General features: G+C 67.8%; 27 protein-coding genes. 10 read left to right on the top strand and 17 right to left on the bottom strand.

The annotated features are described in order from the left end of the window. Window positions 1-53 precede the first annotated feature (53 nt). A complete protein-coding gene (locus tag ACE3UA_RS11685) occupies window positions 54-407 on the top strand; it encodes a carboxymuconolactone decarboxylase family protein (protein ID WP_374645279.1) in 354 nt (117 codons plus the stop codon). A 66-nt stretch (window positions 408-473) separates the two neighbouring features. Continuing rightward, window positions 474-1,250, top strand: a complete 777-nt coding sequence (locus ACE3UA_RS11680; protein ID WP_374645277.1) for a GH25 family lysozyme — start codon at window positions 474-476, stop codon at window positions 1,248-1,250. Here ACE3UA_RS11680 and ACE3UA_RS11675 read toward each other — a convergent pair. Further along, window positions 1,247-1,552, bottom strand: coding sequence for a hypothetical protein (locus ACE3UA_RS11675; RefSeq protein ID WP_374645275.1), 306 nt, complete (start codon window positions 1,550-1,552; stop codon window positions 1,247-1,249). The two genes, ACE3UA_RS11680 and ACE3UA_RS11675, sit on opposite strands and share 4 nt — an antisense overlap. Before the next feature lie 144 nt (window positions 1,553-1,696). Continuing rightward, window positions 1,697-4,195, bottom strand: a complete 2,499-nt coding sequence (locus tag ACE3UA_RS11670) for an FAD-dependent oxidoreductase (RefSeq protein WP_374645273.1) — start codon at window positions 4,193-4,195, stop codon at window positions 1,697-1,699. A 303-nt stretch (window positions 4,196-4,498) separates the two neighbouring features. Here ACE3UA_RS11670 and ACE3UA_RS11665 point away from each other — a divergent pair, with 303 nt between their 5' ends. Both ACE3UA_RS11665 and speB read left to right on the top strand, forming a co-directional pair. After that, complete coding sequence (locus ACE3UA_RS11665; RefSeq protein WP_374645271.1) at window positions 4,499-5,167, top strand: phosphoribosyltransferase; 669 nt, start codon at window positions 4,499-4,501, stop codon at window positions 5,165-5,167. After that, entirely contained in the window at window positions 5,164-6,138 is a 975-nt protein-coding gene (gene speB, locus ACE3UA_RS11660; RefSeq protein ID WP_374645269.1) for an agmatinase, read from the top strand. The genes ACE3UA_RS11665 and speB overlap by 4 nt, the downstream gene beginning before the upstream one ends. Before the next feature lie 29 nt (window positions 6,139-6,167). Here the strand turns inward: speB and ACE3UA_RS11655 are convergent, their stop codons facing one another. The 4 genes from ACE3UA_RS11655 to ACE3UA_RS11640 all read right to left on the bottom strand — a co-directional run bounded on the left by ACE3UA_RS11655 (window position 6,168) and on the right by ACE3UA_RS11640 (window position 9,149). After that, window positions 6,168-6,998, bottom strand: a complete 831-nt coding sequence (locus ACE3UA_RS11655; protein ID WP_374645267.1) for a hypothetical protein — start codon at window positions 6,996-6,998, stop codon at window positions 6,168-6,170. A gap of 114 nt (window positions 6,999-7,112) precedes the next feature. Next, a complete protein-coding gene (locus tag ACE3UA_RS11650; protein ID WP_374645311.1) occupies window positions 7,113-7,895 on the bottom strand; it encodes a metal ABC transporter permease in 783 nt (260 codons plus the stop codon). Next, a complete protein-coding gene (locus ACE3UA_RS11645; RefSeq protein ID WP_374645265.1) occupies window positions 7,888-8,637 on the bottom strand; it encodes an ATP-binding cassette domain-containing protein in 750 nt (249 codons plus the stop codon). The genes ACE3UA_RS11650 and ACE3UA_RS11645 overlap by 8 nt, the downstream gene beginning before the upstream one ends. Then, on the bottom strand, window positions 8,634-9,149 hold the full coding sequence (locus ACE3UA_RS11640) for a Fur family transcriptional regulator (RefSeq protein WP_374645263.1): 516 nt from the start codon (window positions 9,147-9,149) through the stop codon (window positions 8,634-8,636). Before ACE3UA_RS11640 ends, ACE3UA_RS11645 begins: the two co-directional genes overlap by 4 nt. A gap of 65 nt (window positions 9,150-9,214) precedes the next feature. Between ACE3UA_RS11640 and ACE3UA_RS11635 the strand changes: the two genes are divergently transcribed. Next, window positions 9,215-10,108 carry a zinc ABC transporter substrate-binding protein gene (locus ACE3UA_RS11635; RefSeq protein WP_374645261.1) on the top strand — a complete coding sequence of 298 codons (894 nt, stop codon included), beginning with the start codon at window positions 9,215-9,217 and terminating at the stop codon, window positions 10,106-10,108. A 45-nt stretch (window positions 10,109-10,153) separates the two neighbouring features. Here ACE3UA_RS11635 and ACE3UA_RS11630 read toward each other — a convergent pair whose 3' ends face one another. Both ACE3UA_RS11630 and nth read right to left on the bottom strand, forming a co-directional pair. Continuing rightward, window positions 10,154-11,137, bottom strand: coding sequence for an adenosine kinase (locus ACE3UA_RS11630; RefSeq protein WP_374645259.1), 984 nt, complete (start codon window positions 11,135-11,137; stop codon window positions 10,154-10,156). Then, on the bottom strand, window positions 11,134-11,778 hold the full coding sequence (nth, locus tag ACE3UA_RS11625) for an endonuclease III (RefSeq protein WP_374645257.1): 645 nt from the start codon (window positions 11,776-11,778) through the stop codon (window positions 11,134-11,136). The genes ACE3UA_RS11630 and nth overlap by 4 nt, the downstream gene beginning before the upstream one ends. A gap of 177 nt (window positions 11,779-11,955) precedes the next feature. On the opposite strand from nth, the gene ACE3UA_RS11620 reads away from it, so the two are divergent. The 3 genes from ACE3UA_RS11620 (at window position 11,956) to ACE3UA_RS11610 (ending at window position 14,427) form a co-directional block, all read left to right on the top strand. Beyond that, entirely contained in the window at window positions 11,956-12,786 is an 831-nt protein-coding gene (locus tag ACE3UA_RS11620) for a methylated-DNA--[protein]-cysteine S-methyltransferase (protein ID WP_374645255.1), read from the top strand. Between the two features lie 114 nt (window positions 12,787-12,900). After that, on the top strand, window positions 12,901-13,557 hold the full coding sequence (locus tag ACE3UA_RS11615) for an OmpA family protein (protein ID WP_374645253.1): 657 nt from the start codon (window positions 12,901-12,903) through the stop codon (window positions 13,555-13,557). Between the two features lie 102 nt (window positions 13,558-13,659). Next, window positions 13,660-14,427, top strand: coding sequence for a FadR/GntR family transcriptional regulator (locus ACE3UA_RS11610; RefSeq protein ID WP_374645251.1), 768 nt, complete (start codon window positions 13,660-13,662; stop codon window positions 14,425-14,427). 116 nt (window positions 14,428-14,543) lie between these two features. Here ACE3UA_RS11610 and ACE3UA_RS11605 read toward each other — a convergent pair whose 3' ends face one another. The 5 genes from ACE3UA_RS11605 to ACE3UA_RS11585 form a co-directional block, all read right to left on the bottom strand. Then, complete coding sequence (locus ACE3UA_RS11605) at window positions 14,544-15,098, bottom strand: F0F1 ATP synthase subunit B (protein ID WP_374645249.1); 555 nt, start codon at window positions 15,096-15,098, stop codon at window positions 14,544-14,546. Window positions 15,099-15,102: 4 nt separating this feature from the next. After that, the gene (locus ACE3UA_RS11600) at window positions 15,103-15,627 is read right to left on the bottom strand and encodes a F0F1 ATP synthase subunit B' (RefSeq protein ID WP_197642369.1); all 525 of its coding nucleotides are present in this window, start codon (window positions 15,625-15,627) and stop codon (window positions 15,103-15,105) included. Window positions 15,628-15,695: 68 nt separating this feature from the next. After that, on the bottom strand, window positions 15,696-15,932 hold the full coding sequence (locus ACE3UA_RS11595) for a F0F1 ATP synthase subunit C (RefSeq protein ID WP_197642370.1): 237 nt from the start codon (window positions 15,930-15,932) through the stop codon (window positions 15,696-15,698). A 46-nt stretch (window positions 15,933-15,978) separates the two neighbouring features. Then, on the bottom strand, window positions 15,979-16,734 hold the full coding sequence (locus tag ACE3UA_RS11590; protein ID WP_374645247.1) for a F0F1 ATP synthase subunit A: 756 nt from the start codon (window positions 16,732-16,734) through the stop codon (window positions 15,979-15,981). Window positions 16,735-16,736: 2 nt separating this feature from the next. Continuing rightward, window positions 16,737-17,063 (bottom strand): AtpZ/AtpI family protein, encoded by a 327-nt coding sequence (locus ACE3UA_RS11585; protein ID WP_374645244.1) that lies wholly within the window; start codon window positions 17,061-17,063, stop codon window positions 16,737-16,739. A gap of 180 nt (window positions 17,064-17,243) precedes the next feature. Between ACE3UA_RS11585 and ACE3UA_RS11580 the strand changes: the two genes are divergently transcribed. Further along, a complete protein-coding gene (locus ACE3UA_RS11580) occupies window positions 17,244-17,585 on the top strand; it encodes an ArsR/SmtB family transcription factor (protein WP_374645242.1) in 342 nt (113 codons plus the stop codon). 119 nt (window positions 17,586-17,704) lie between these two features. Then, a complete protein-coding gene (locus ACE3UA_RS11575) occupies window positions 17,705-17,878 on the top strand; it encodes a hypothetical protein (RefSeq protein WP_374645240.1) in 174 nt (57 codons plus the stop codon). On the opposite strand, the gene ACE3UA_RS11570 is transcribed toward ACE3UA_RS11575, so the two are convergent. The 4 genes from ACE3UA_RS11570 to rplS form a co-directional block, all read right to left on the bottom strand. After that, window positions 17,847-18,629, bottom strand: coding sequence for a division plane positioning ATPase MipZ (locus tag ACE3UA_RS11570; RefSeq protein ID WP_374645238.1), 783 nt, complete (start codon window positions 18,627-18,629; stop codon window positions 17,847-17,849). The two genes, ACE3UA_RS11575 and ACE3UA_RS11570, sit on opposite strands and share 32 nt — an antisense overlap. 108 nt (window positions 18,630-18,737) lie before the next feature. Continuing rightward, a complete protein-coding gene (locus tag ACE3UA_RS11565; RefSeq protein ID WP_374645236.1) occupies window positions 18,738-19,019 on the bottom strand; it encodes a hypothetical protein in 282 nt (93 codons plus the stop codon). Window positions 19,020-19,165: 146 nt separating this feature from the next. Further along, a complete protein-coding gene (gene rpmE / locus ACE3UA_RS11560) occupies window positions 19,166-19,387 on the bottom strand; it encodes a 50S ribosomal protein L31 (protein WP_197642375.1) in 222 nt (73 codons plus the stop codon). An 11-nt stretch (window positions 19,388-19,398) separates the two neighbouring features. Then, entirely contained in the window at window positions 19,399-19,773 is a 375-nt protein-coding gene (gene rplS / locus ACE3UA_RS11555) for a 50S ribosomal protein L19 (RefSeq protein WP_197642376.1), read from the bottom strand. Window positions 19,774-19,907 lie beyond the last annotated feature (134 nt).

Below are 19,907 nucleotides of genomic sequence, written 5' to 3'. Positions count from 1 at the left end.
TCAAGGCGGGCCTCTGCCCCCCGTGCCTATTGGGCGCGACAAAGGAGGCCGCGATGAGCGATGCGAGCTATCAGGAAAAGATCAGCGGGATGCGCAAGGAGTTGCGCGCCCTGAACGCACTGGTGCCCGAGACGGCGAAGGGCTTTGCTCAGCTCTCGAAGGCGGTCAAGGACAACGGGCCGCTGGGCGTGAAGGAGAAGGAATATGTGGCGCTTGGCATGTCGGTGGTGCTGCGCTGCGAGCCTTGCATCAACTTTCACGTCGAGGCGCTGATGAAGGCGGGGGCCACGCGCGAGGAACTGGGCGACGTGCTGGCGATGGCGGTGCAGATGGGCGGCGGGCCGGGGCTGATGTATGCCGGGCACGCGCTGGCCTGCTGGGACGAACTGGCGGCCAAGGCGGCGTGACGGGGTTTCCGCCGAGGGGTGAAAATCCCGCGTGACAGGCGACGCATGGCGCGGCAGCATCCGGCCATGCGCACCCTTCCCCTGCTTCTCGCCCTGTTTCTGGCCGCCTGCGGCGGCACCTCACGCCAGGCGCAGGAGGAGACGATCACCGTCACCTCCTCGAACTTCAGCGATGCCGATCCGACCGACTGGACGGGCCGCTCGCCTGACCGCTATCCGGTGCATGGCGTGGACTTGTCGCGGTTCCAGACCCAGGTGGACTGGACCACGGCGCGGGCCAACGGGGTGAACTTCGCCTTCATCAAGGCCACGGAAGGCGGGGACATGGTGGACCCGATGTTCGAATCGCACTGGCGCGCGGCCGGGCGGGCGGGGGTGAAGCGCGGGGCCTACCACTTCTTCTACCACTGCCGCCCGGCGGCCGAGCAGGCGCGCTGGTTCATCCGGCATGTGCCCAAGGTTCCGGGCGCCCTGCCCCCGGTCCTGGACATGGAATGGACGCCCACCAGCCCGACCTGCACCATCCGCCGCGACGGGGCCACGATCCGCGACGAGGCGCGGATCTTCATGGAGATCGTGGCGCGGCATTACGGCCAGCGGCCGATCATCTATACCACGGTGGATTTCTACGAGGATACCGAACTGTGGCGGCTGGGCGGGGCCGAGTTCTGGCTGCGCTCGGTCGCGGGACATCCGGGCGAGGTCTATGGCGGCAAGGACTGGAGCTTCTGGCAGTATACCTCGACCGGGGTGGTGCCGGGGATCGCGGGCAAGGTGGACATCAACGTCTTCGCCGGGTCCAAGGCGAACTGGGTGCGCTGGCTGGGCGCGCGCGCGCTTTAGCGGTTGCGCCAGCGGCGGAGGAGCGCCCTGCCCCGGCGGCGGCAGCGGATCATCAGGACCGAGATCGGGCCGCGCAGGATCGGCAGGTCCACGGCCAGAAGCAGAAGGCCGAGGGGCAGCATCCAGACGCCGAGCACGGGCATGAAGGCGAAGAAGCCGCCGGCGATGAGGATCAGCGCAAGGGGGAATCGGACCGGGAACCAGCTGTCGCGGCGCAATGTGGACATCGGGCCGCGCAGGGCGGGGACCATCCGTTCCAGCGCGTCGAACTGCCGTTGAAACCTGCGCTCGCGTGGCCCCATGTTACCCCCTCGTGGGGAAGATGGAGGCCCGGGCGGCGCGGTTCAAGGTGTGGCAGGTCCGACGGGGGTAAGCTCGTCGAGCACTTCGTGCACTCCTCGCGGGGGTCCGCCGACGAGTGCACGAAGTGCTCGAGGAGGTTTCACTCAGCCGTCCACGCGGATCCGCGCGTTCGACGGATCGAAGGGGCTGTCCTCGGTCACGACGGCATCCCATTCCTTGAGCTGGATCTTGACCTTCAGCTTCTGTCCCGGTTCCGCCAGTGCGGCGGGGACATAGCCCATGCCGATCTGCTTGCCGAAGGCGACCGAGTAACCGCCCGAGGTCAGGCGGCCAACCTTGATGCCGTCATGGATGATGGCCTCTTTCCCCCACGGGTCGGTATCGCTCGGCCCGTCGATCAGCAGGGTCACGCATTTGGCGCGGATTCCGGTGTCGAGCATCTTCTGCTTGCCGCGGAAGTCTTTCGAGAGGTCCACGAAGCGGTCGAGCGCGGCTTCCAAGGGCGTCGCGTCGCGGCCAAGCTCGTTGCCGAAGGCGCGGTAGGATTTCTCTTGCCGGAGCCAGTTCTGCGCCCGGGCGCCGACGCCTTTCAACCCGTGCTTCTCACCGACCGACCAGATCAGGTCCCAGAGGTAGCGGCCGAATTCGATCGGGTAGTGCAGTTCCCAGCCAAGCTCGCCCGTATAGGCCACGCGGACGGCGCGGACCGGGCACATGCCAAGCTCGATGTCGCGGTAGGAGAGCCAGGGGAAACGCTTGTTGCCCAGAACGGTGTCGGGGTCGGCGTCCTTGACGATGTCCTTCAGCAGCGCACGCGCGTTCGGACCGGCAAGGGCATAGACGCCCCATTGGGTCGTGACGTCGTGGATGTCGATGTGGCCCTTGCCTTCCGCCATCCAGTCGTCGGCGCATTTCTGCAGGAAGTCGTAGTCATAGGCCGTCCAGGCGCCCGCGGAGATCAGGTAGTATTCGTCCTGTTTCAGCCGGACGATGGTATATTCGGTCCGGGTGGTGCCGTGGTCGGTCAGGGCATAGGTCAGGTTGATCCGGCCGACGTTCGGCAGCTTGTTGCAGGTGAAATGGTCGAGGAAGGCGGTCGCGCCGGGGCCACGCAGCAGGTGCTTGGTGAAGGCCGAGGCGTCAATGATGCCGACGGTGTTACGGACGGCCTCGGCTTCGGCCTTGGCATAGGGCCACCAGGCGCCGCGACGGAAGCTGCGGGAGTTGTGGTCGAAATCGGCGGGCGCGTCCTTCGGGCCGTAGTAGTTCGGGCGTTCCCAGCCGTTCACCTGGCCGAACTGCGCGCCCATTTCCTTTTGCCGATCATAGGCGGGGGCGGTGCGCAGGGGGCGGCAGGCTTCGCGTTCCTCGTCCGGGTGGTGCAGGATGAAGACGTGGTCGTAGCATTCCTCGTTCTTGCGGGAGGCGTATTCGGTGGTCATCCAGCCGCCGAACCGCTTGGGGTCGAGTGAGGCCATGTCGATTTCCGCCTCGCCTTCGGTCATCAGCTGGGCAAGGTAATAGCCGGTGCCGCCCGCGGCGGTGATGCCGAAGGAGAAGCCTTCCGCCAGCCACATGTTGCGCAGGCCCGGCGCCGGGCCGACCAGCGGGTTGCCGTCGGGGGTATAGCAGATCGGGCCGTTGTAGTCGTCCTTGAGGCCCACGGTTTCCGAGGAGGGAATCCGGTGGATGAAGGACATGTACTCCTGCTCGATCCGTTCGAGGTCCAAGGGGAACAGGTCGGCGCGGAAGCTGTCGGGGACGCCGTACTGGAAGCGGGCCGGGGCGCCCTTTTCGTAAGGGCCGAGGATCCAGCCGCCGCGTTCCTCACGCACATACCACTTGGCGTCGGCGTCGCGCAGGACCGGGTGCTGCGGGTTGGTCTTGCGCCATTCCACGAGGGCGGGGTCGGGTTCGGTGACGATATACTGGTGTTCCACCACGACGGCGGGGGTCTTGATGCCGAGGAGCTTGGCGGTCCGCTGCGCGTGGTTGCCGGTGGCGGTGACGACATGTTCGGCGGTGATCTCGAACTTGTCGTCGGTGGCGACGAGCATGCCGCCGCGTTCTTCAAGCCGGGTGCAGGAGACGATCCATTCGCTGCCGGTCCAGCGATAGCCGTCGACCTGCACCTTGCGCTCGATGGTCGCGCCCAGTTGCCGCGCGCCCTTGGCCATGGCTTGCGTCACGTCGGCCGGGTTGATGTAGCCGTCCTGCGGATGGTAGAGCGCGCCGATCAGGTCTTCGGTCCGGACCAGCGGCCAGCGGTCCTTGATTTCCTTGGGGCTAAGGAATTCGTGGTAGACCCCGGCGGTTTCGGCGACCGACGAATACAGCATGTACTCGTCCATCCGCTGCTGGTGTTGCGCCATCCGCAGGTTGCCGACGATGTAGAAGCCGGGGTTCAGGCCGGTCTCCGCCTCCAGCCCCTTGTAGAAGTCGACCGAATATTTGTGGATATGGGTGGTCGCATAGCCCATGTTGAAAAGCGGCAGGAGACCGGCGGCGTGCCAGGTGGAGCCTGCGGTAAGCTCGTCCCGCTCGACCAGCATGGTGTCCCAGCCCGCCTTGGCCAGGTGATAGGCGATCCCGGTGCCGACCGCGCCGCCACCGACGACAAGGGCTTTCACGTGGGTTTTCATTCTGGGACTCCCCGCAATGGTTTGCCCCTATCTGACAGAGGCGCGGCAAACCGGGCAAGTCTGCCCGACATTTGGCGTCAGAAAACGACATGCCTTTCCGCGAAGGGCGGGCTTGGCCGACTTGAGAGGCCGGAGCGGGAGGGTAACCTGATTCCAGCGCAAGAGCCGTGCTGGCCGGCGTTGTCCTGATCGGGCTGGCAGCCGGCGGGCGCCGGGATACGCTCGTCGATGACTTCGTCACTCCTCGCTGGCGGCCGACGAGGAGACGAAGTCGAACGAGGAGGGGACCGGAAGGAGGAGGAGATGGAGCCATTTGCCGACCGCCGCGCCGCCGGGCGCGCGCTTGCCGGGCGTCTGGGTGCCTTCGGGGGGGCGGAGACGATCGTGCTGGGCCTGCCGCGTGGCGGGCTGCCGGTCGCCGACGAGGTGGCGCGGGCGCTGGAGGCGGAACTGGACATCGTGCTGGTGCGCAAGATCGGGATGCCGGGAAATCCTGAGCTGGCGCTGGGGGCCATCGCGGGGCCGGAGGGCGGGACCATGGTCCTGAACGAGGAGCTGGTCCGCCTCTGCGGCATCGACCGGGCCGGGATCGAGGCGCAGGCGGGGCCGCAGCGGGCGGAGTTGCGGCGCCGCCGCGCGCTCTGGGGGTCGCGCCTGCAACCGGGGGCGCTGCGGGCCAGGCAGGTGATCCTGGTGGACGACGGGATCGCCACCGGGGCCACGATGCGGGCGGCGATCGGGGCGGTGCGGGCCGAGGACCCGGCCGAGGTGATCGTGGCGGCTCCGGTCGCGGCCCCCGACGCGCTGGAGGCGCTGGAGCGGCTGGCGGATCGGGTGATCTGCCTGCGGGCGCCGGCGGGGTTCACGGCGGTCGGGCGGCATTACACCAGCTTTCCGCAGCTTGAGGATGCCGATGTGCAGGCTATCCTCGCCGCCGGGCCGCGGCCCGGATCGACAGGGGGAGAAACATGAGCCAGTTCAACCAGCCGCTTGGCGGCAACGAGATGCCGCGCTTTGGCGGGCCCGCGACGATGATGCGACTGCCCGCGGTCACCAGCGCCGAGGGGCTGGACGTGGCTTTCATCGGGATTCCGATGGACCATGGCACCAGCAACCGGCCGGGCACGCGGCTGGGGCCACGGCAGATCAGGGACGAGTCCCGGATGCTGCGGCCCTACAACATGGCGACCGGCGCGGCGCCCTTCGAGCATTTGCAGGTGGCGGATCTGGGCGATGTGGCGATCAATACCTTCGATCTGAAGAAATCGGTCGAGATCATCGCCGCGCATTACCGCGAGGTGCTGGCCCATGGCGCGATCCCGCTGACGCTGGGCGGCGACCATACGCTGACCTGGCCGATCCTGCGCGCGATGAAGGAACGGCACGGGCCGGTCGCGCTGATCCATGTCGATGCCCATGCCGATATCAACGAGACCATGTTCGGCGAGACGGCCGCGCATGGCTGCCCCTTCCGCCGCGCCTGGGAGGAGGGCTGCCTGATCAACGACAAGGTGTTCCAGATCGGGCTGCGCGGCACCGGCTATGCGGCGGATGACTTCGACTGGGCCAGGGGCCAGGGCTGGACGGTGGTGCAGGCCGAGGAATGCTGGTGGAAGTCGCTGACCCCGCTGATGGAGATCGTCCGGCAAAGGATCGGGGATGCGCCGGTCTATCTCAGCTATGACATCGACAGCCTGGATTCGGCCTTTGCGCCGGGCACGGGCACGGTGGAGCCGGGCGGGCTGACCACCTGGCAGGCGCTGGAGATCATCCGGGGCTGCGCCGGGCTGAACCTCGTCGGCGGCGATCTGGTCGAGGTCTCGCCGCCCTGGGATCCGTCGGGCAATACGGCGCTGATCGGGGCGAACCTCTTGTACGAGATGCTCTGCGTCCTGCCGGGCGTGCCGCAGGCGCCGTCGCGCTTTTCGGGGCTGCGTTTCTAGGGCGCGCCCGCGGGCGGGAGCTGCCGGGTCTACCTCGCGGCGGCCTCGGCCTTGTCCCAGCCGAAGATCGCGCCGAAGATGCTGCCGCCCCGGTCCTGCGGGACGGCGGCTGTCGCGGGCTCTGCCGTCGCGCTTGCGGCGGCGCGTGCGGCGACGTCGGCCTCGAAGGCGGCGCGGGCCTCCTTGCCGAGGGCGGAGGCGAGGACGATCATCGGCACCTGGCCCAGGCCCGGCTGCCGGTCGACGACACTGTCATTCAGCGCCGCCACATCGAGCGTCTGGAGGAAGGGAACCAGATCGCGGTCCTTCATCCGCGCGGAGGCCAGGACGCCAAGCCGGATCTGCCCTCCGACATCGGCCAGGAACAGCCGCGCGCGGGCGGATCTGGGCAAGGCGGCCTCGGCCAGGTCAAGGCCGCGGACGGTCATGGCGGGCGTCAGGGGGATGGCATCGGAAAGGGGCAACGGGGCGAGGGTCCGGTCGGGATGGCGGATGGCCTGGACGATCACCTGCCGCCCTCCCCGCTTGTAGGTGACGATCGCGGTCTGGGTGCCGCTGCCGGGACTCGGGGCGGCGAGGGACCCGAGAAGCGCCAGCATCCCGTCCGGCAAAGAGCTGCGGTCCTCGGGCAGGAAGGCGTCGAGGTCGGCCGGTTCGGTCGGGCGGGCGGTCCAGCCCTCGGGCGGCTTCGGCAGCATCGCCTGAAGGCCCTGCGGGCGGTCCGCCCCGCGCGGCACCGGATTCATGGCGCGCAGGTATTCGGCGAAGGTCAGCCCCTCGACCGCGCGGCCGGTCCAGCGGCCGGCCATGGAGTAGTCGAGGGCGAGAAAGCCGCTCGCCCCCAGGACAAGGAAAACCACGATACGGATCAGGCGCAACAAGGGCGGTACTTTCCTGGGCTGTCTTTCAAAGGCTTGGCGGCGAATTCTGGCAAGCTTCGGGCAGAGGGCGGGCAATTTGCCGCCCTGGCCGCCTTATCCCTTCTGGCGCAGCGCGGTCAGGGCGAAGATACCCGAGGCCACGACGATGATCGAGGGCCCGGCCGGCGTGTCCTGCCAGAGCGAGAGGCCGAGACCGCCCAGTCCGGCGAGCATGCCGATCCCCACCGCGCCAAGCGCCATCGCCTCGGGCGTGCGGGCAAGGCCGCGCGCGGCGGCGGCGGGAATGATCAGCATCGCCGCGATCAGCAGCGCACCGACGATCTTGAGCGCCAGCGCGACGACCAGTGCCAGCGCGATCACCAGCACCAGACGCTCGCGATCCGGGCGGATGCCGGCGGCATGGGCGAGATCCTCGCTCAGCGTCGCGGTGAGGAGCGCCTGCCAGCGCCAGGCCAGAAGGGCCAGGACCAGCAGCGCGCCGCCCCAGATCACGGCAAGATCGGTGCGGCTGACGGCGAGGATGTCGCCGAAAAGCCAGGCGGACAGGTCGGTGCGGACGCTGGGGAAGAAGCTGACCGCCACCAGGCCGAAGGCCAGCGCGGAATGGGCAAGGACGCCAAGCGTGGTGTCCATCGCCCAGCCCCGCGACGAAAGCCCGGCGACGGTGAGGGCCATGGCCAGCGCCACGACAAGGGTGCCAAGGCCGATGGGCAGGTCGGTGGCCAGCGCCAGCGCGACGCCCAGGATGGCGGCATGGGCGGTGGCATCGCCGAAATAGGCCATCCGCCGCCACACGACGAAGGAGCCGAGCGGCCCGGTCGCAAGGCTGAGGCCGGTCGCGGCGAGCGCGGCGCGGGTCAGGAAATCGTCAAGCATGATGGTGATCGTGGTGATGATGCGGCTGGTCGGCCGGGTGGTCGTGGTCATGCTCGTGCCGGTAGAGCGCCAGCGCGCCCTGGGTGCCGAGGCCGAAGAGCGCGCGGTATTCCGGCGCGGTCGAGACGACGCGGGGCGTGCCCTCGCAGCAGATATGGCGGTTCAGGCAGATCACCCGGTCCGATGCCGCCATGACGACGTGCAGGTCATGGCTGACCATCAGGATCGCGGCGCCGGTGTCGCGGCGGACCTCCTCGATCAGGCGGTAGAAGGCGGCCTCGCCGGGCTGGTCGAGGCCCTGGGTCGGTTCGTCCAGCATCAGGACCTGCGGCGCGCCCAGAAGGGCCCGGGCGAGAAGGACACGCTGAAGCTGGCCGCCGGACAGTTGCGTCATCTGGTCGGCCTCGCGCCCTGCCATGCCGACGCGGGCCAGCGCCTCGCTGGCTGCGGTGTCGGGGGTGCGGACGGGAAGCGAGAGGAAGCGGCGCACGGTGATCGGCATGGTCCGGTCGATCATCAGGCGCTGCGGCACATAGGCAAGCCGCAGCCCCGGCGCGCGGGTCACGCTGCCCTCGGCCACCGGGACGATGCCCAGAAGCGCGCGCAAAAGCGTGGACTTGCCAGAGCCGTTCGGGCCGAGGATGGTCACGATCTCGCCCCGGTCGAGGGTCAGGCTGACGTCGTGCAGCACCTCCTCGGCGCCGAAGCGGACGCAGATATGGCTGGCGGCGATCAGGCTCATGCGGCGGCCTTGCAGCCGGGGCAAAGGCCCAGGGCCTCGATCGTGGTGCGTTCGATGGCAAAGCCCATGCGCCCGGCCTCGCGGTCAAGGGCGGCGCGGGCGGGGGCGGCCTCGGCCTCGGCGACGGAGTGGCAGGCGCGGCAGATCAGGAAGGCGGGGGCATGGGCCTCGCCAGGATGGGCGCAGGCGGTAAAGGCGTTCAGGCGCTGGATGCGGTGGGCAAGCCCCTGATCGACAAGGAACTCCAGCGCGCGATAGGCGACGGGGGGCTGGTTGCCGAAGCCGTCGGCGGCAAGGCGGGCAAGCACGTCATAGGCCCCGAGCGCGCGGTGATCCTCCAGCAGGATCTCCAGCACGCGGCGGCGGACGGGGGTGAGGCGGCTGTTGTTCGCGGAAGTGACGGCCTCGGCCCGGGCCAGCGCATCGGCGGCGCAATGGGCATGGTCATGCGCCGCGAAGGCGAGGTCCGGCGCAGCGCAGCCGGGGCAGTCGGGGGGATGGGTCTGGGGCATCGGGGCTTGACCTGTTATGATATTACATACATAGACCTTCCCCGAACCAGATGGAAGGCGTTGTCATGCGTTATATCATAACCCTGCTCTTGACCAGCGTCCCGGCCCTGGCCGAGGTTCCCCGCGTGGTGACCGACATTCCGCCGGTGCATGCCCTGGTGGCGCAGGTGATGGGAGACCTGGGACAACCGGAACTCTTGCTGGCCAGGGGCGCGGACGAGCACGATTTCCAGCTGCGGCCCAGCCAGGCGGGGGCGGTGGCGGATGCGGATCTGGTGGTCTGGATCGGGCCGGAGCTGACGCCCTGGCTGGCCAGCGCGCTGGAGACACGGCCCGAAGGCGCGGCGGCGCTGGGGCTGCTGGACGCGACGGGGACGGTCCTGCGGGACTATGGTGCCAACGAGGCGCATGGGGGGGACCACGAAGGCCATGACCATGCCGGAGTGGACCCGCATGCCTGGCTGGATCCGGGGAACGGGCAGGTCTGGCTGGGGCTGATCGCGGCGGAACTGGCGCGGCTGGACCCGGAGAATGCCGGAGCCTATGCGGCCAATGCGGCGCAGGCGGCGGGGCGGCTGAAGGAGTTGGACGCCGGGATCGCGGCGCGGCTGGCAGCGGTCAAGGGCCAGCCGCTGGTGACCTTCCACGACGCCTATGGCTATTTCGCCGCGCATTACGGCCTGGATGTCGCGGGCAGCCTGGCGCTTGGCGATGCGGCCGCGCCCGGCGCGGCAAGGTTGCAGGACCTGCGGGCGGTGCTGGAGGCGGGCGAGATCCCCTGCATCTTCCCCGAGACGCAACACGATCCGGCGCTGATCGAGCGGATGGTCGAGGGGACGCGGGTCAGGATCGGCGGGGCGCTGGATCCGGTCGGCTCGTCGCTGGAGCCGGGACCGGGGGCCTATGCCGCGCTGCTGGAGGGGATGGCCGGGACTATCGCGTCCTGTCTTGGCCAGTAAGCTGGGCGGAACTGCAGGGTGGGCGCATCGCCCGCCCCCGGATCGTCAGATCAGCCCTTCCTTGCGGAACAGCGCCTTCAGGTCGGTCTCGGGCCTTGCGCCGAAATGGCTGATCACCTCGGCCGCCGCGACGCAGCCCATCCGGCCAGCCGTGGCCAGCGGCTGGCCGGTCGCCAGGCCATAGAGGAAGCCGGCCGCGAACTGGTCCCCTGCCCCGGTAGCATCCACCGGCACCACGCGGCGGACCGGAACCACCGCCTCTTCCGCACCGCGCACGACGATCACGTCATGGCCGGAGCGGGTGCAGACCACGAGGCCCGAGTCGCGCGCCGCCTGCTCCAGCGCGGCGGAAAGGTCGGTCTGGTAGAGCGAGGACCATTCGTGTTCGTTGCCGATGACATAGTCCAGCGACTTGACCAGGCGGCGGAAGTCGTCGCGGTGGCGGTCGACGCAGAACGGGTCGGAGAGCGCGATCCCGGCCTTGCCACCGGCGCGGTGGCACAGTTCGACCGCGCGTTCGAAGGCCTGTTTGCCCTTGGGCTTGTCGTAGAGGTAACCTTCGAGGAACAGGATCTCGGCCTTGCCCGCCACCGAATCCGACACGTCGTCGGGGCCAAGCTCGGACGAAATCCCGAGGTAGGTGTTCATCGACCGCTCGCCATCGGGTGCGACGAAGATCATGCTGCGCGAGGTGGGAAGCTCGCCTCCCGGAACCGGCGGGTTGACGAAATCGGTGCCTTCCTGCGCCATGGTCTGCGCGTAGAAGCGGCCGAGCGCGTCGTCGTGGACCCGGCCGATGAAGGCGGTGGTCAGGCCAAGGTTGCCAAGCCCCGCCAGCGTGTTCGCCACCGACCCGCCGGGCGCCTGCTGGCGGTTGGTCATCGCGCCATACAGAAGCTCGCCCCGCTCGCGCTCGACCAGCTGCATGATGCCTTTCTGGATGCCCATCAGGTCGAGGAAGCTGTCATCGGCCGAGCAGAACACGTCGACGATGGCATTGCCGATGCCGACGACCTGGTAGGATTTCATGCGGTCTTCTCCGGGTAAAGGCACCAGTCCCGGATCGGGCAGATGCCGCATTTGGGGTTGCGCGCGGTGCAGATATACCGGCCGTGCAGGATAAGCCAGTGATGCGCATGGCCCTGGTATTCGGCCGGGACATTGTCCTCGATCGCGCGTTCGACAGCGGCCTCGTCCTTGCCCGGCGCGATACCGGTGCGGTTGCCGACGCGGAAGATATGGGTATCGACCGCCTGGGCCGGGTGGTGGAACCACATGTTCAGCACGACGTTCGCGGTCTTGCGGCCTACCCCCGGCAGGGTGACCAGCGCGGCGCGGGAGCTTGGCACCTCGCCGTCGAAATTCTCGATCAGCAGGCGCGAGAGCCGGATCACGTTCTTCGCCTTGTTGCGGTAAAGGCCGATGGTGCGGATATGCTCGATCAGGCCTTCCTCGCCAAGCGCCAGCATCTTCTGCGGCGTGTCGGCGATCTGGAAGAGCTTGCGCGTGGCCTTGTTCACGCCGGCGTCGGTGGCCTGGGCCGAAAGCGCCACGGCGACCAGCAGGGTGAAGGCGTTGGTGTGCTCCAACTCGCCCTTCGGATGCGGCTCGGCCTCGGCGAAGCGGGCGAAGATCTGTTTCAGCGTGGCATAGGGGAGTTGCGGGGTCATGCGACCCTTGCAGCATGAAACGCGGCCCCGGACAAGCCGCAGGAAACGGGTCGCGGCTGAGAGGGCGAGGGACTAGATTGCAGAAGGCTCGTCGAGCACTTCGTGCACTCCTCGCAAGGCGTCGCGCGCGAGGAGGAGACGAAGTCGAACGAGGAGCAGCCCCAACCGGACAAAGCCATGAACGACCTTTCCCCCTCCTACCACTACCAGGTGATCGGCCGCGCCCTGCAGGTGATCGACGCCGAAGGGCCGTCGCTCGGCCTGGAGGACCTGGCCGCGAGAATGCAGATGAGTCCCGCGCATTTCCAGCGGCTGTTCAGCCAGTGGGTCGGGGTCAGCCCGAAGCGGTATCAGCAGTATCTGGTGCTGGGCCATGCCCGCCGCCTGCTGGCGGAGCGCCATACGACGCTGGGAACGGCGCTGGCGGCCGGGCTTTCCGGGCCGGGGCGGCTGCATGACCTGTTCCTGACCTGGGAGGCGATGTCGCCGGGCGATTACGCGCGGGGTGGCGCCGGGCTGGCGATCCGCCGGGGCTGGTTCGAGAGCCCCTTCGGCCCGGCCCTCGCCATGGCGACCGACCGGGGCATCTGCGGCCTGGGCTTTGCCGAGGCCATCGGCGATCCGGCCGCGCTGGAGGACATGCTGCGGCGCTGGCCCAAGGCGGAATTCGTGGAGGACCCCGACACAATCCGGCCGATGGTGGAGGCGGCCTTCCGGGGCGAGGCGACGCGGCTGCATCTTCTGGGCGGGCCGTTCCAGATCAAGGTCTGGGAGGCGCTGCTGGCGATCCCCTCGGGCCATGTGACGACCTATGCCGACATCGCGGGCGCGATCGGTCATCCGCAGGCGCACCGGGCGGTGGGGACTGCCGTGGGGCGAAACCCGATCAGCTTCCTGATTCCCTGCCACCGGGCGCTGCGCCGCGACGGAGGGCTTGGCGGCTATCACTGGGGCCTGCCGCGCAAGCGCGCCATGCTGGCCTGGGAGGCGGCGCGCACGGGTTTGTGATGCGCGGAACCCTGCCGAATCGCAGGGAACCGGCTTCGTCCGCCGGGCGTTCATGTAATATGGCGCGGGACCGGCGAAGCCGGCCCGACGACAAACATCGAGGCGAGAGCGAGAATGATGATGAAGACCCCCCTGATCCTGGCTGCGGCCGGAACCCTGTTCCTGACCGCCTGCGTCGATCCGAATGCCTATCCCGACGATCCGAACGCCCGCCAGCGCAGCGGTGCGGTCATCGGCGGGATCGTGGGTGCGGTCTCCGGGGCCGCGGTCTCGAGCGATGACGACAGGCTGAAGGGCGCGATCATCGGCGGGGCGCTTGGCGCGGGGACCGGGGCGCTGATCGGCGCGGACCTGGACCGCCAGGCGGCGGAACTGCGCGGCTCGCTCAACTCGAACATCGGGGTGATCAACCACGGGGATTATCTGGTCGTGCAGATGCCGCAGGACCTGCTGTTCGCGGTGGACAGCGCCTCGGTCCGGCCTGACCTGCGCTCGGACCTCTACACCGTGGCGTCGAGCCTGATGAAATATCCCAACAGCCGGATCGAGGTGATCGGCCATACCGACAATACCGGGTCGGCCGCCTATAACCAGGACCTGTCGCAACGCCGCGCCGTGTCGGTGGCGGCCGTGCTGCGCGAAAGCGGCGTGCCGGGCGCGCGGATCGCGGCCTATGGCCGGGGCGAAGACCAGCCGATCGCGTCGAACCTGACGCCGGACGGCCGCGCCAAGAACCGCCGGGTCGAGATCATCATCCGCCCGACCCGCTGATCGGCGGCTTTCACCGAAGGGGTCGACCGGCTGGTCGGCCCCTTTTTCGTTGTGCATCCGGCGCTTTGGTCATATTTTCAAACCAATCAGCCGGATTGCGCCATGCCCTTCGTAAAAGTGACCCCCGAGAAACTGTCGCAGACCGTCGTGCGGCAGATCGAGCAACTGATCCTGCGCGGCATATTGCGGCCGGGGGAGCGTCTGCCCTCGGAACGCGACCTGGCCGAGGAGTTGGGCGTCTCCCGCCCCTCGCTGCGCGATGCGCTGGCGGATCTGTCGGAGCGGGGGTTGCTGGTCAGCCGGGCAGGCTCGGGCGTGTTCGTCGCGGATGTGCTGGGCTCGGCCTTCTCGCCGGCGCTGATCCAGCTCTTCGCCTCTCATGACGAGGCGGTGTCGGATTACATCGCCTTCCGCCGCGATATCGAGGGGCTGGCGGCCGAGCGCGCGGCCCGGCTGGGATCGCAGACCGACCTGCGGGTGATCGACACGATCTTCCGCAAGATGGAGGCCGCGCACCAGAAGCGCGATCCTTCGGACGAGGCGCAGCTGGACGCCGAGTTCCACATGGCGATCATCGAGGCGAGCCACAATGTCATCATGCTGCACATGCTGCGGTCGATGTTCGACCTTCTGCGCCAGGGCGTGTTCTACAACCGGCAGATGCTGTTCCGCAACCGGATGACGCGCGACCAGCTTCTGGACCAGCACCGGGCGATGAACATCGCGCTGCAGGCGCGCGATCCGGAGGCGGCGCGGGCGGCGGTCGAGGCGCATCTTGCCTATGTCGAACAGGCCTTCGCCGAACAGCTGCGCGCCGAAAAACACGAGGCTATCGCACGGCAGCGGCTGGAGCATGAGGCGCGGCGCTAGGGCCGGAGCCAAAATCCTTCGAAGGATTTTGCAAATCTTTTCGAAAAGATTTGCCGCTCCAAATGAATACGGCGGCCCCGTGGGAGCCGCCGTTTCAAGGATGCTGTCTTCTGCCGTCAGTGCAGGCGGGCTTCGACCTGGGCGATGGCCGCGTCGATCGAGGCCGAGGCCGCATCGGCGGTCATCTGCTTGGCCAGCACATCCCCGGCCGCCGCGACGGCAACCGAAACTGCCTGTTCGCGGACCTGGCGGATGGCGCCGGCCTCGGCCGAGGCGATCTGTTCGGTCGCCGCGGCCAGTCGACGGGCGATCGAGGCCTTGAGGTCGGCCTTGGCCTGTTCGGCCGCGGTCAGCGCCTCGTCCCGGGCCTGGGCGACGATGCGCTCGGCCTGTTCCTGCACCTCTTTCTGGCGACGCTCATAGGTCGCGAGGATCGTCTTGGCCTCTTCCCGCAGGCTGCGTGCCTCGTCCAGCTCGGACTTGATCACCGCCGCGCGGGCGTCGAGCATTCCGGTCAGCCGCGAGGGGACCTTGACGTAGACCAGCAGCGCCACGAAGGCGATGAAGGCCACCAGAACCACGAAGTTCGAGTTCTGCAGCGAGAAGAACGGGCCCGAGGCCGCCAGCGCGGGGCTGGCGAGCAGGGCGAAGAGGATGGAAAGCCGTTTCATCGTCCTACCCTTTCAGCCGTTCGGTGACCGCCGCGCCAACGGCTGCCGCATCGGCCGAGCCGCCAAGCGCCGCCACCAGCTCCGCCGCCGTGTCGCGGGCCACTTCGGCGACCGCAGCAGCGGCGCCATCGCGGATCGCGGCGATGGATTTCTCGGACTCGGCGGCCTTGGCCGAAATCTCGGCATCCGCCTTCGCGGTTGCGGCGTCGAGGTCCTTCTGGATCTCGGCCTTGGCGGCCGCGATGATCTTGGCCGCTTCGGTGCGGGCATTGGCCAGCGCGTCGTTATAGGCCTTCTCGGCCGCGACCGCCTTCTGCTTCAGCTCTTCCGCCGCAGCAAGATCGTTGGTGATCGTGCTTTTCCGATCTGCCAGCACCGCGCCGATGCGCGGCAGGGCGACCTTGGACAGCACGAGGTAGATCACGACCAGCGTGACCAGAAGCCAGAAGATCTGGTTCGGCCAGGTCGAGAAATCCAGCTGGGGCATGCCCACTGCCTTTCCCGCCTCGGCAGTTGCTTCGGTTGCCATCTCGTCTCTCCTGAACCCTTGGAACCAGGGCCAGCCCGCGGACTGGCCCGGAAATCAGGCGGGAAAGATCAGACGGCGAACATCAGCAGCAGAGCGATCAGGAACGAGAAGATCCCGAGGGCTTCCGCGAAGGCGATGCCGACGAAGAGGGTCGCGGTCTGACCGGCAGCGGCCGAGGGGTTGCGCAGGGCGCCGGCCAGGAAGTTGCCGGCGACATGGCCCACGCCGATGCCGGCGCCGCCGAGACCGATGGTGGCCAGGCCGGCACCGATGTATTTGCCGAGGAGCGCGAGTTCGCCTTCCATGATGTATCTCCTATGGAATGGAATGTTGATGGTTGGGGTTCGGGCCTTAGTGGTGCGCGTCGCCGACGGCGTCACGCAGATACACGCAGGTCAGAATGGTGAAGACATAGGCCTGGACAGCCGCGACGAGGATTTCCAGCCCGTAGATCGCGGCGATCCCGGCGATCGGGACGACCGAGGCCACGCCCATCACGCCGGCGAAACCCGCGAAGACCTTGATCACGGCGTGACCGGCCATCAGGTTGCCGCCAAGACGGATGGAATGCGAGACCGGACGCACGAAGTAGGAGATCAGCTCGATCAGCGCGAGGACGGGACGCAGCGCCAGGGGCGCCGAGGAGACCCAGAACATCGCCAGGAAGCCGATGCCCTTGCGGTAGAAGCCGACCAGGGTGACGGTGAAGAACACCAGCAGCGCCAGCACCGCGGTCACCGCGATATGCGAGGTGGTGGTGAAGGACATCGGGATCAGGCCCAGCATGTTCGACAGGAAGACGAACATGAAGAGGGTCATGACATAGGGGAAGTACTTCAGCCCCTCATGGCCGGTGACGTCTTCCACCATCTTGTGGATGAAGCCGTAGAACAGTTCGGCCACCGACTGCCCGCGCGAGGGGATGATCGCGCGGCGACGGGTGGCGAGGACGAGGAGCGCGACCACGGCAAGGATGGCGATGCCCATCCAGAGGGTGACGTTGGTCGGGGTATACCACTCGACCGGGCCGTCACCGAACAGCGGCTTGACCACGAACTGATCCATCGGGTGGATCTGCAGCCCGCTGCCGTGTTCTTCCGTCGCCATCGTCAGTTCCCTTCGTCGTTCCCGGCCTTTTCGGCCTTTCGTCCCAGTTCCCTCGCCGTGCCCAGCATCGTCTTGATGCCCGCCGCGAAGCCGAAGAGCGTGAAGATGATCAGGAAGATGGGAAGCGTGCCCACAAGGGCGTCAATCCCGTAACCGATGGCGGCGCCCAGCATGATGCCTGTCGCCAGCTCGATCACCATCCTCCAGGCCACCTCGCCCTGCGAGAAACCCTTGCCCGTGGCGGACCTTTCCGCCCGGGGCTTTCCCTTCGCCTGTTCCAGCCGCGCCTCAAGCGCGCGCAGCCGGTCGGGATCGGGTTCGGACTCCATGGGCAGGCCCTTTACGGTCGCGGCGGAAACTAGGGGCCGGAGGGCGCAGAGTCAAGCAGGCAGATCGCGGGGCAAGCCATTGAAAAATATTTGCCTTTTCTGGCGGCAATCCGGCCGTTAGGCCCCGGCATATTCAACCGTGCGGTTGACGATCCGCTGCGGGTGGCGGATAGTCGCGTGATGAGCGACCGTCTGGATGCCGTCTTCTCTGCCCTGGCCGACCCGACCCGGCGGGCGATCCTGGCCATGCTGCTGGAGGACGACATGGCCGTCACCGACGTGGCCGAGCCGTTCCGGGTCAGCCTGGCCGCGATCTCGAAACACCTGGCGGTGCTGGCCGAAGCGGGGCTGATCAGCCGCGAGAAACGGGGCCGGGTGATCTGGTGCAAGCTGGAGCCGGACGCGCTGCGGGCGGCCTCGGTCTGGATGCGCGGCTTCGGCCAGTTCGAGCCGCTGGACCTGGACGCCTTCGAACGCTTCCTCGCGGTGGAGTTGCAGCCGGAGCCGGACGACGCGGGCTGAGCGCGGGGCGAAACAATCCGTTTCTCTCGACCGCAGACAAGTCCCAGAAGCATCCACGGCTTGCCACAGTCCTGCCCTGCTTGCACAGGATATGGGGGCAACGGCAAGAGGATGCGACGATGGAAAAGGCCCTGGCCCTGCTGCGGAAGATCGGACTGAAGAAGGACAAGCCCGAGGAGGAGCCGAGCATCTTCGACAAGCGCCTGAAGAAGGTGAGCCGGGCGCGGGTGGTGAACCAGGCGGGCCTTGGCGGCCCGGTGTTCAAAAGCCGCCAGTCGGAACCGGAAGCCTGAGCCCGGCCATCAGGTCGCGCAGCTCCTGCCGGGCGGCGATGTTCGACAGGCTGAGCTGGTCGACCCCCGTATCCTTCAGATCCAGCAGCGTCAGGCCGCGCGGGAACAGTTCGCGGAAGATCACGCGCTCGGAAAAGCCGGGCAGGACGCGAAAGCCGATGCGGCGGGAAAGTTCCTCGAGCGCGGCGCCGACCTTCTTCTTGTTGTGCATAGCCTGGGTGCCCAGACGGTTGCGGACCACGATCCAGTCGATCGGCTTCAGCCCCGCTTCGGCGCGCATCTGCCGCGCGCCCCAGACCATCTCGGCATAGATCGAGGGGCCCTTGACCCGGCCGGTGGTGGGATCGACGCGGGCGAGCAGATCGAAATCCACGAAACTGTCGTTCAGCGGCGTGATCAGCGTGTCGGCCATCGTATGCGCCAGCTGCGACAGCCGGGTATGGCTGCCGGGGCAGTCGATCACGATGAAATCGCAGCGCGCGTCCAGTTCCTCGACCGCCTGGGTCAGGCGGGCGTCCTGGACCTCGCCCTCGGGCAGGTCGCGGTATTCCGGGCTGGGCAGGTCGAGACCGGCCCGGTCCAGACAGGCGCGGCGGTTCTCGAGGTAGCGGGCGAAGGAACGCTGCCGCAGGTCAAGGTCGACCGCGCCGACGCGCTGCCCCAGCCGCGCCAGCGCAGTGGCGACATGCATGCAGGTGGTGGACTTGCCCGAACCGCCCTTCTCGTTCCCGACGACAATGATATGCGCCATTCCGCTTCCCCAGTTCCCGACAGTTGTCATAAGCGCAAGGGATGGTGGACGGAAGCGGGAAGCTGTGGATAGGTGGGGTCGAAGCCGCAGAAACGGACAAGCTGGGCGTCAGCTGGTCAGGCCCTCGCAGCGGTCGAAGCGGCTGCCTTCGTTGGGGCCTTCCTCATGATAGCTGAAGGACTTTCCATCGGGCGCCACGGTGATGCTGGACTTCACCCCGTCACGATCCCGGCGCAGCGTGAGAGTCAGCCCGTCGACCCTCAGGATGGTGAAGGTTACGCCGTCCGATTCCGTGCCATCCGAGTAGGTGACCGATCGCGGCCAGGAGAAGACCAGTTGCCCGGAGGCGGCCTTGTGGTCGATCCGCACCGGGTTTTCGGCACAGGTCATGTCGGGAAAAAGTTCCAGACCCCAAAGGCCCTGGACAGCCCGACGCCCGTCACCGGCCGTTTCCGCCTGGACCGGAGGAACGAGCGCGAAAAGCAAGAGGGCGCACGATGCCGCACGCCCCCATTTTCTTGCAAGAACCGGCAGGATCAGAACCCGAGGCCGGCGTATTTGTTCTTGAACTTCGACACGCGGCCGCCGGTGTCCATCAGCTTGGCCTGCTGGCCGGTCCAGGCCGGATGCGCCAGCGGGTCGATGTCGAGCGACATGGTGTCGCCGTCCTTGCCCCAGGTCGAACGGGTCTGGTAGGTCGAGCCGTCGGTCATCTTGACGGTGATCGTGTGGTAATCGGGGTGAATCTCGGCTTTCATCGTCCCGCTCCTTATTCGGCTTTGGCTTTGTAGGTCGCGTCTTCGGCGATCCGGGCGGATTTGCCGCGGCGCGAGCGCAGGTAATACAGCTTGGCGCGGCGGACCTTGCCGCGGCGGACCACCTCGATCGAGTCGATGTTGGTCGAGTAGAGCGGGAACACACGCTCCACGCCTTCACCGAAGGAGATCTTGCGGACGGTGAACGAGGCGGACAGGGTCGCGCCGCCCTTGCGGCCGATGCAGACGCCTTCATAGGCCTGCACGCGGCTGCGCGAGCCTTCGGTCACCTTGTAGCCGACGCGGACGGTGTCGCCGGCCTTGAAATCGGGGATGGTCTTGCCGAGGGCGGCGATCTGCTCCGCCTCGATCTGCGCGATGAGGTTCATGCGCTGTCTCTCCATTTGCCTGCGGTGTGCCGCAGAGGTGATGCCGCGCCAGAGCTTCCGGTCTTCGTCCGGGTCCCCCCTGAAGGCCAGGGAGCCCGCCGCAGGTGGCGCCTGCTTGGTATGGTCCGCGCCCC

Origin of the sequence: Tabrizicola sp. (genome assembly GCF_041919135.1) — a bacterium.
GTDB lineage: Bacteria > Pseudomonadota > Alphaproteobacteria > Rhodobacterales > Rhodobacteraceae > Tabrizicola.
The sequence above is the reverse complement of the archived record's forward strand: the minus strand, read 5'-3'. Positions and strand labels throughout refer to the sequence as shown.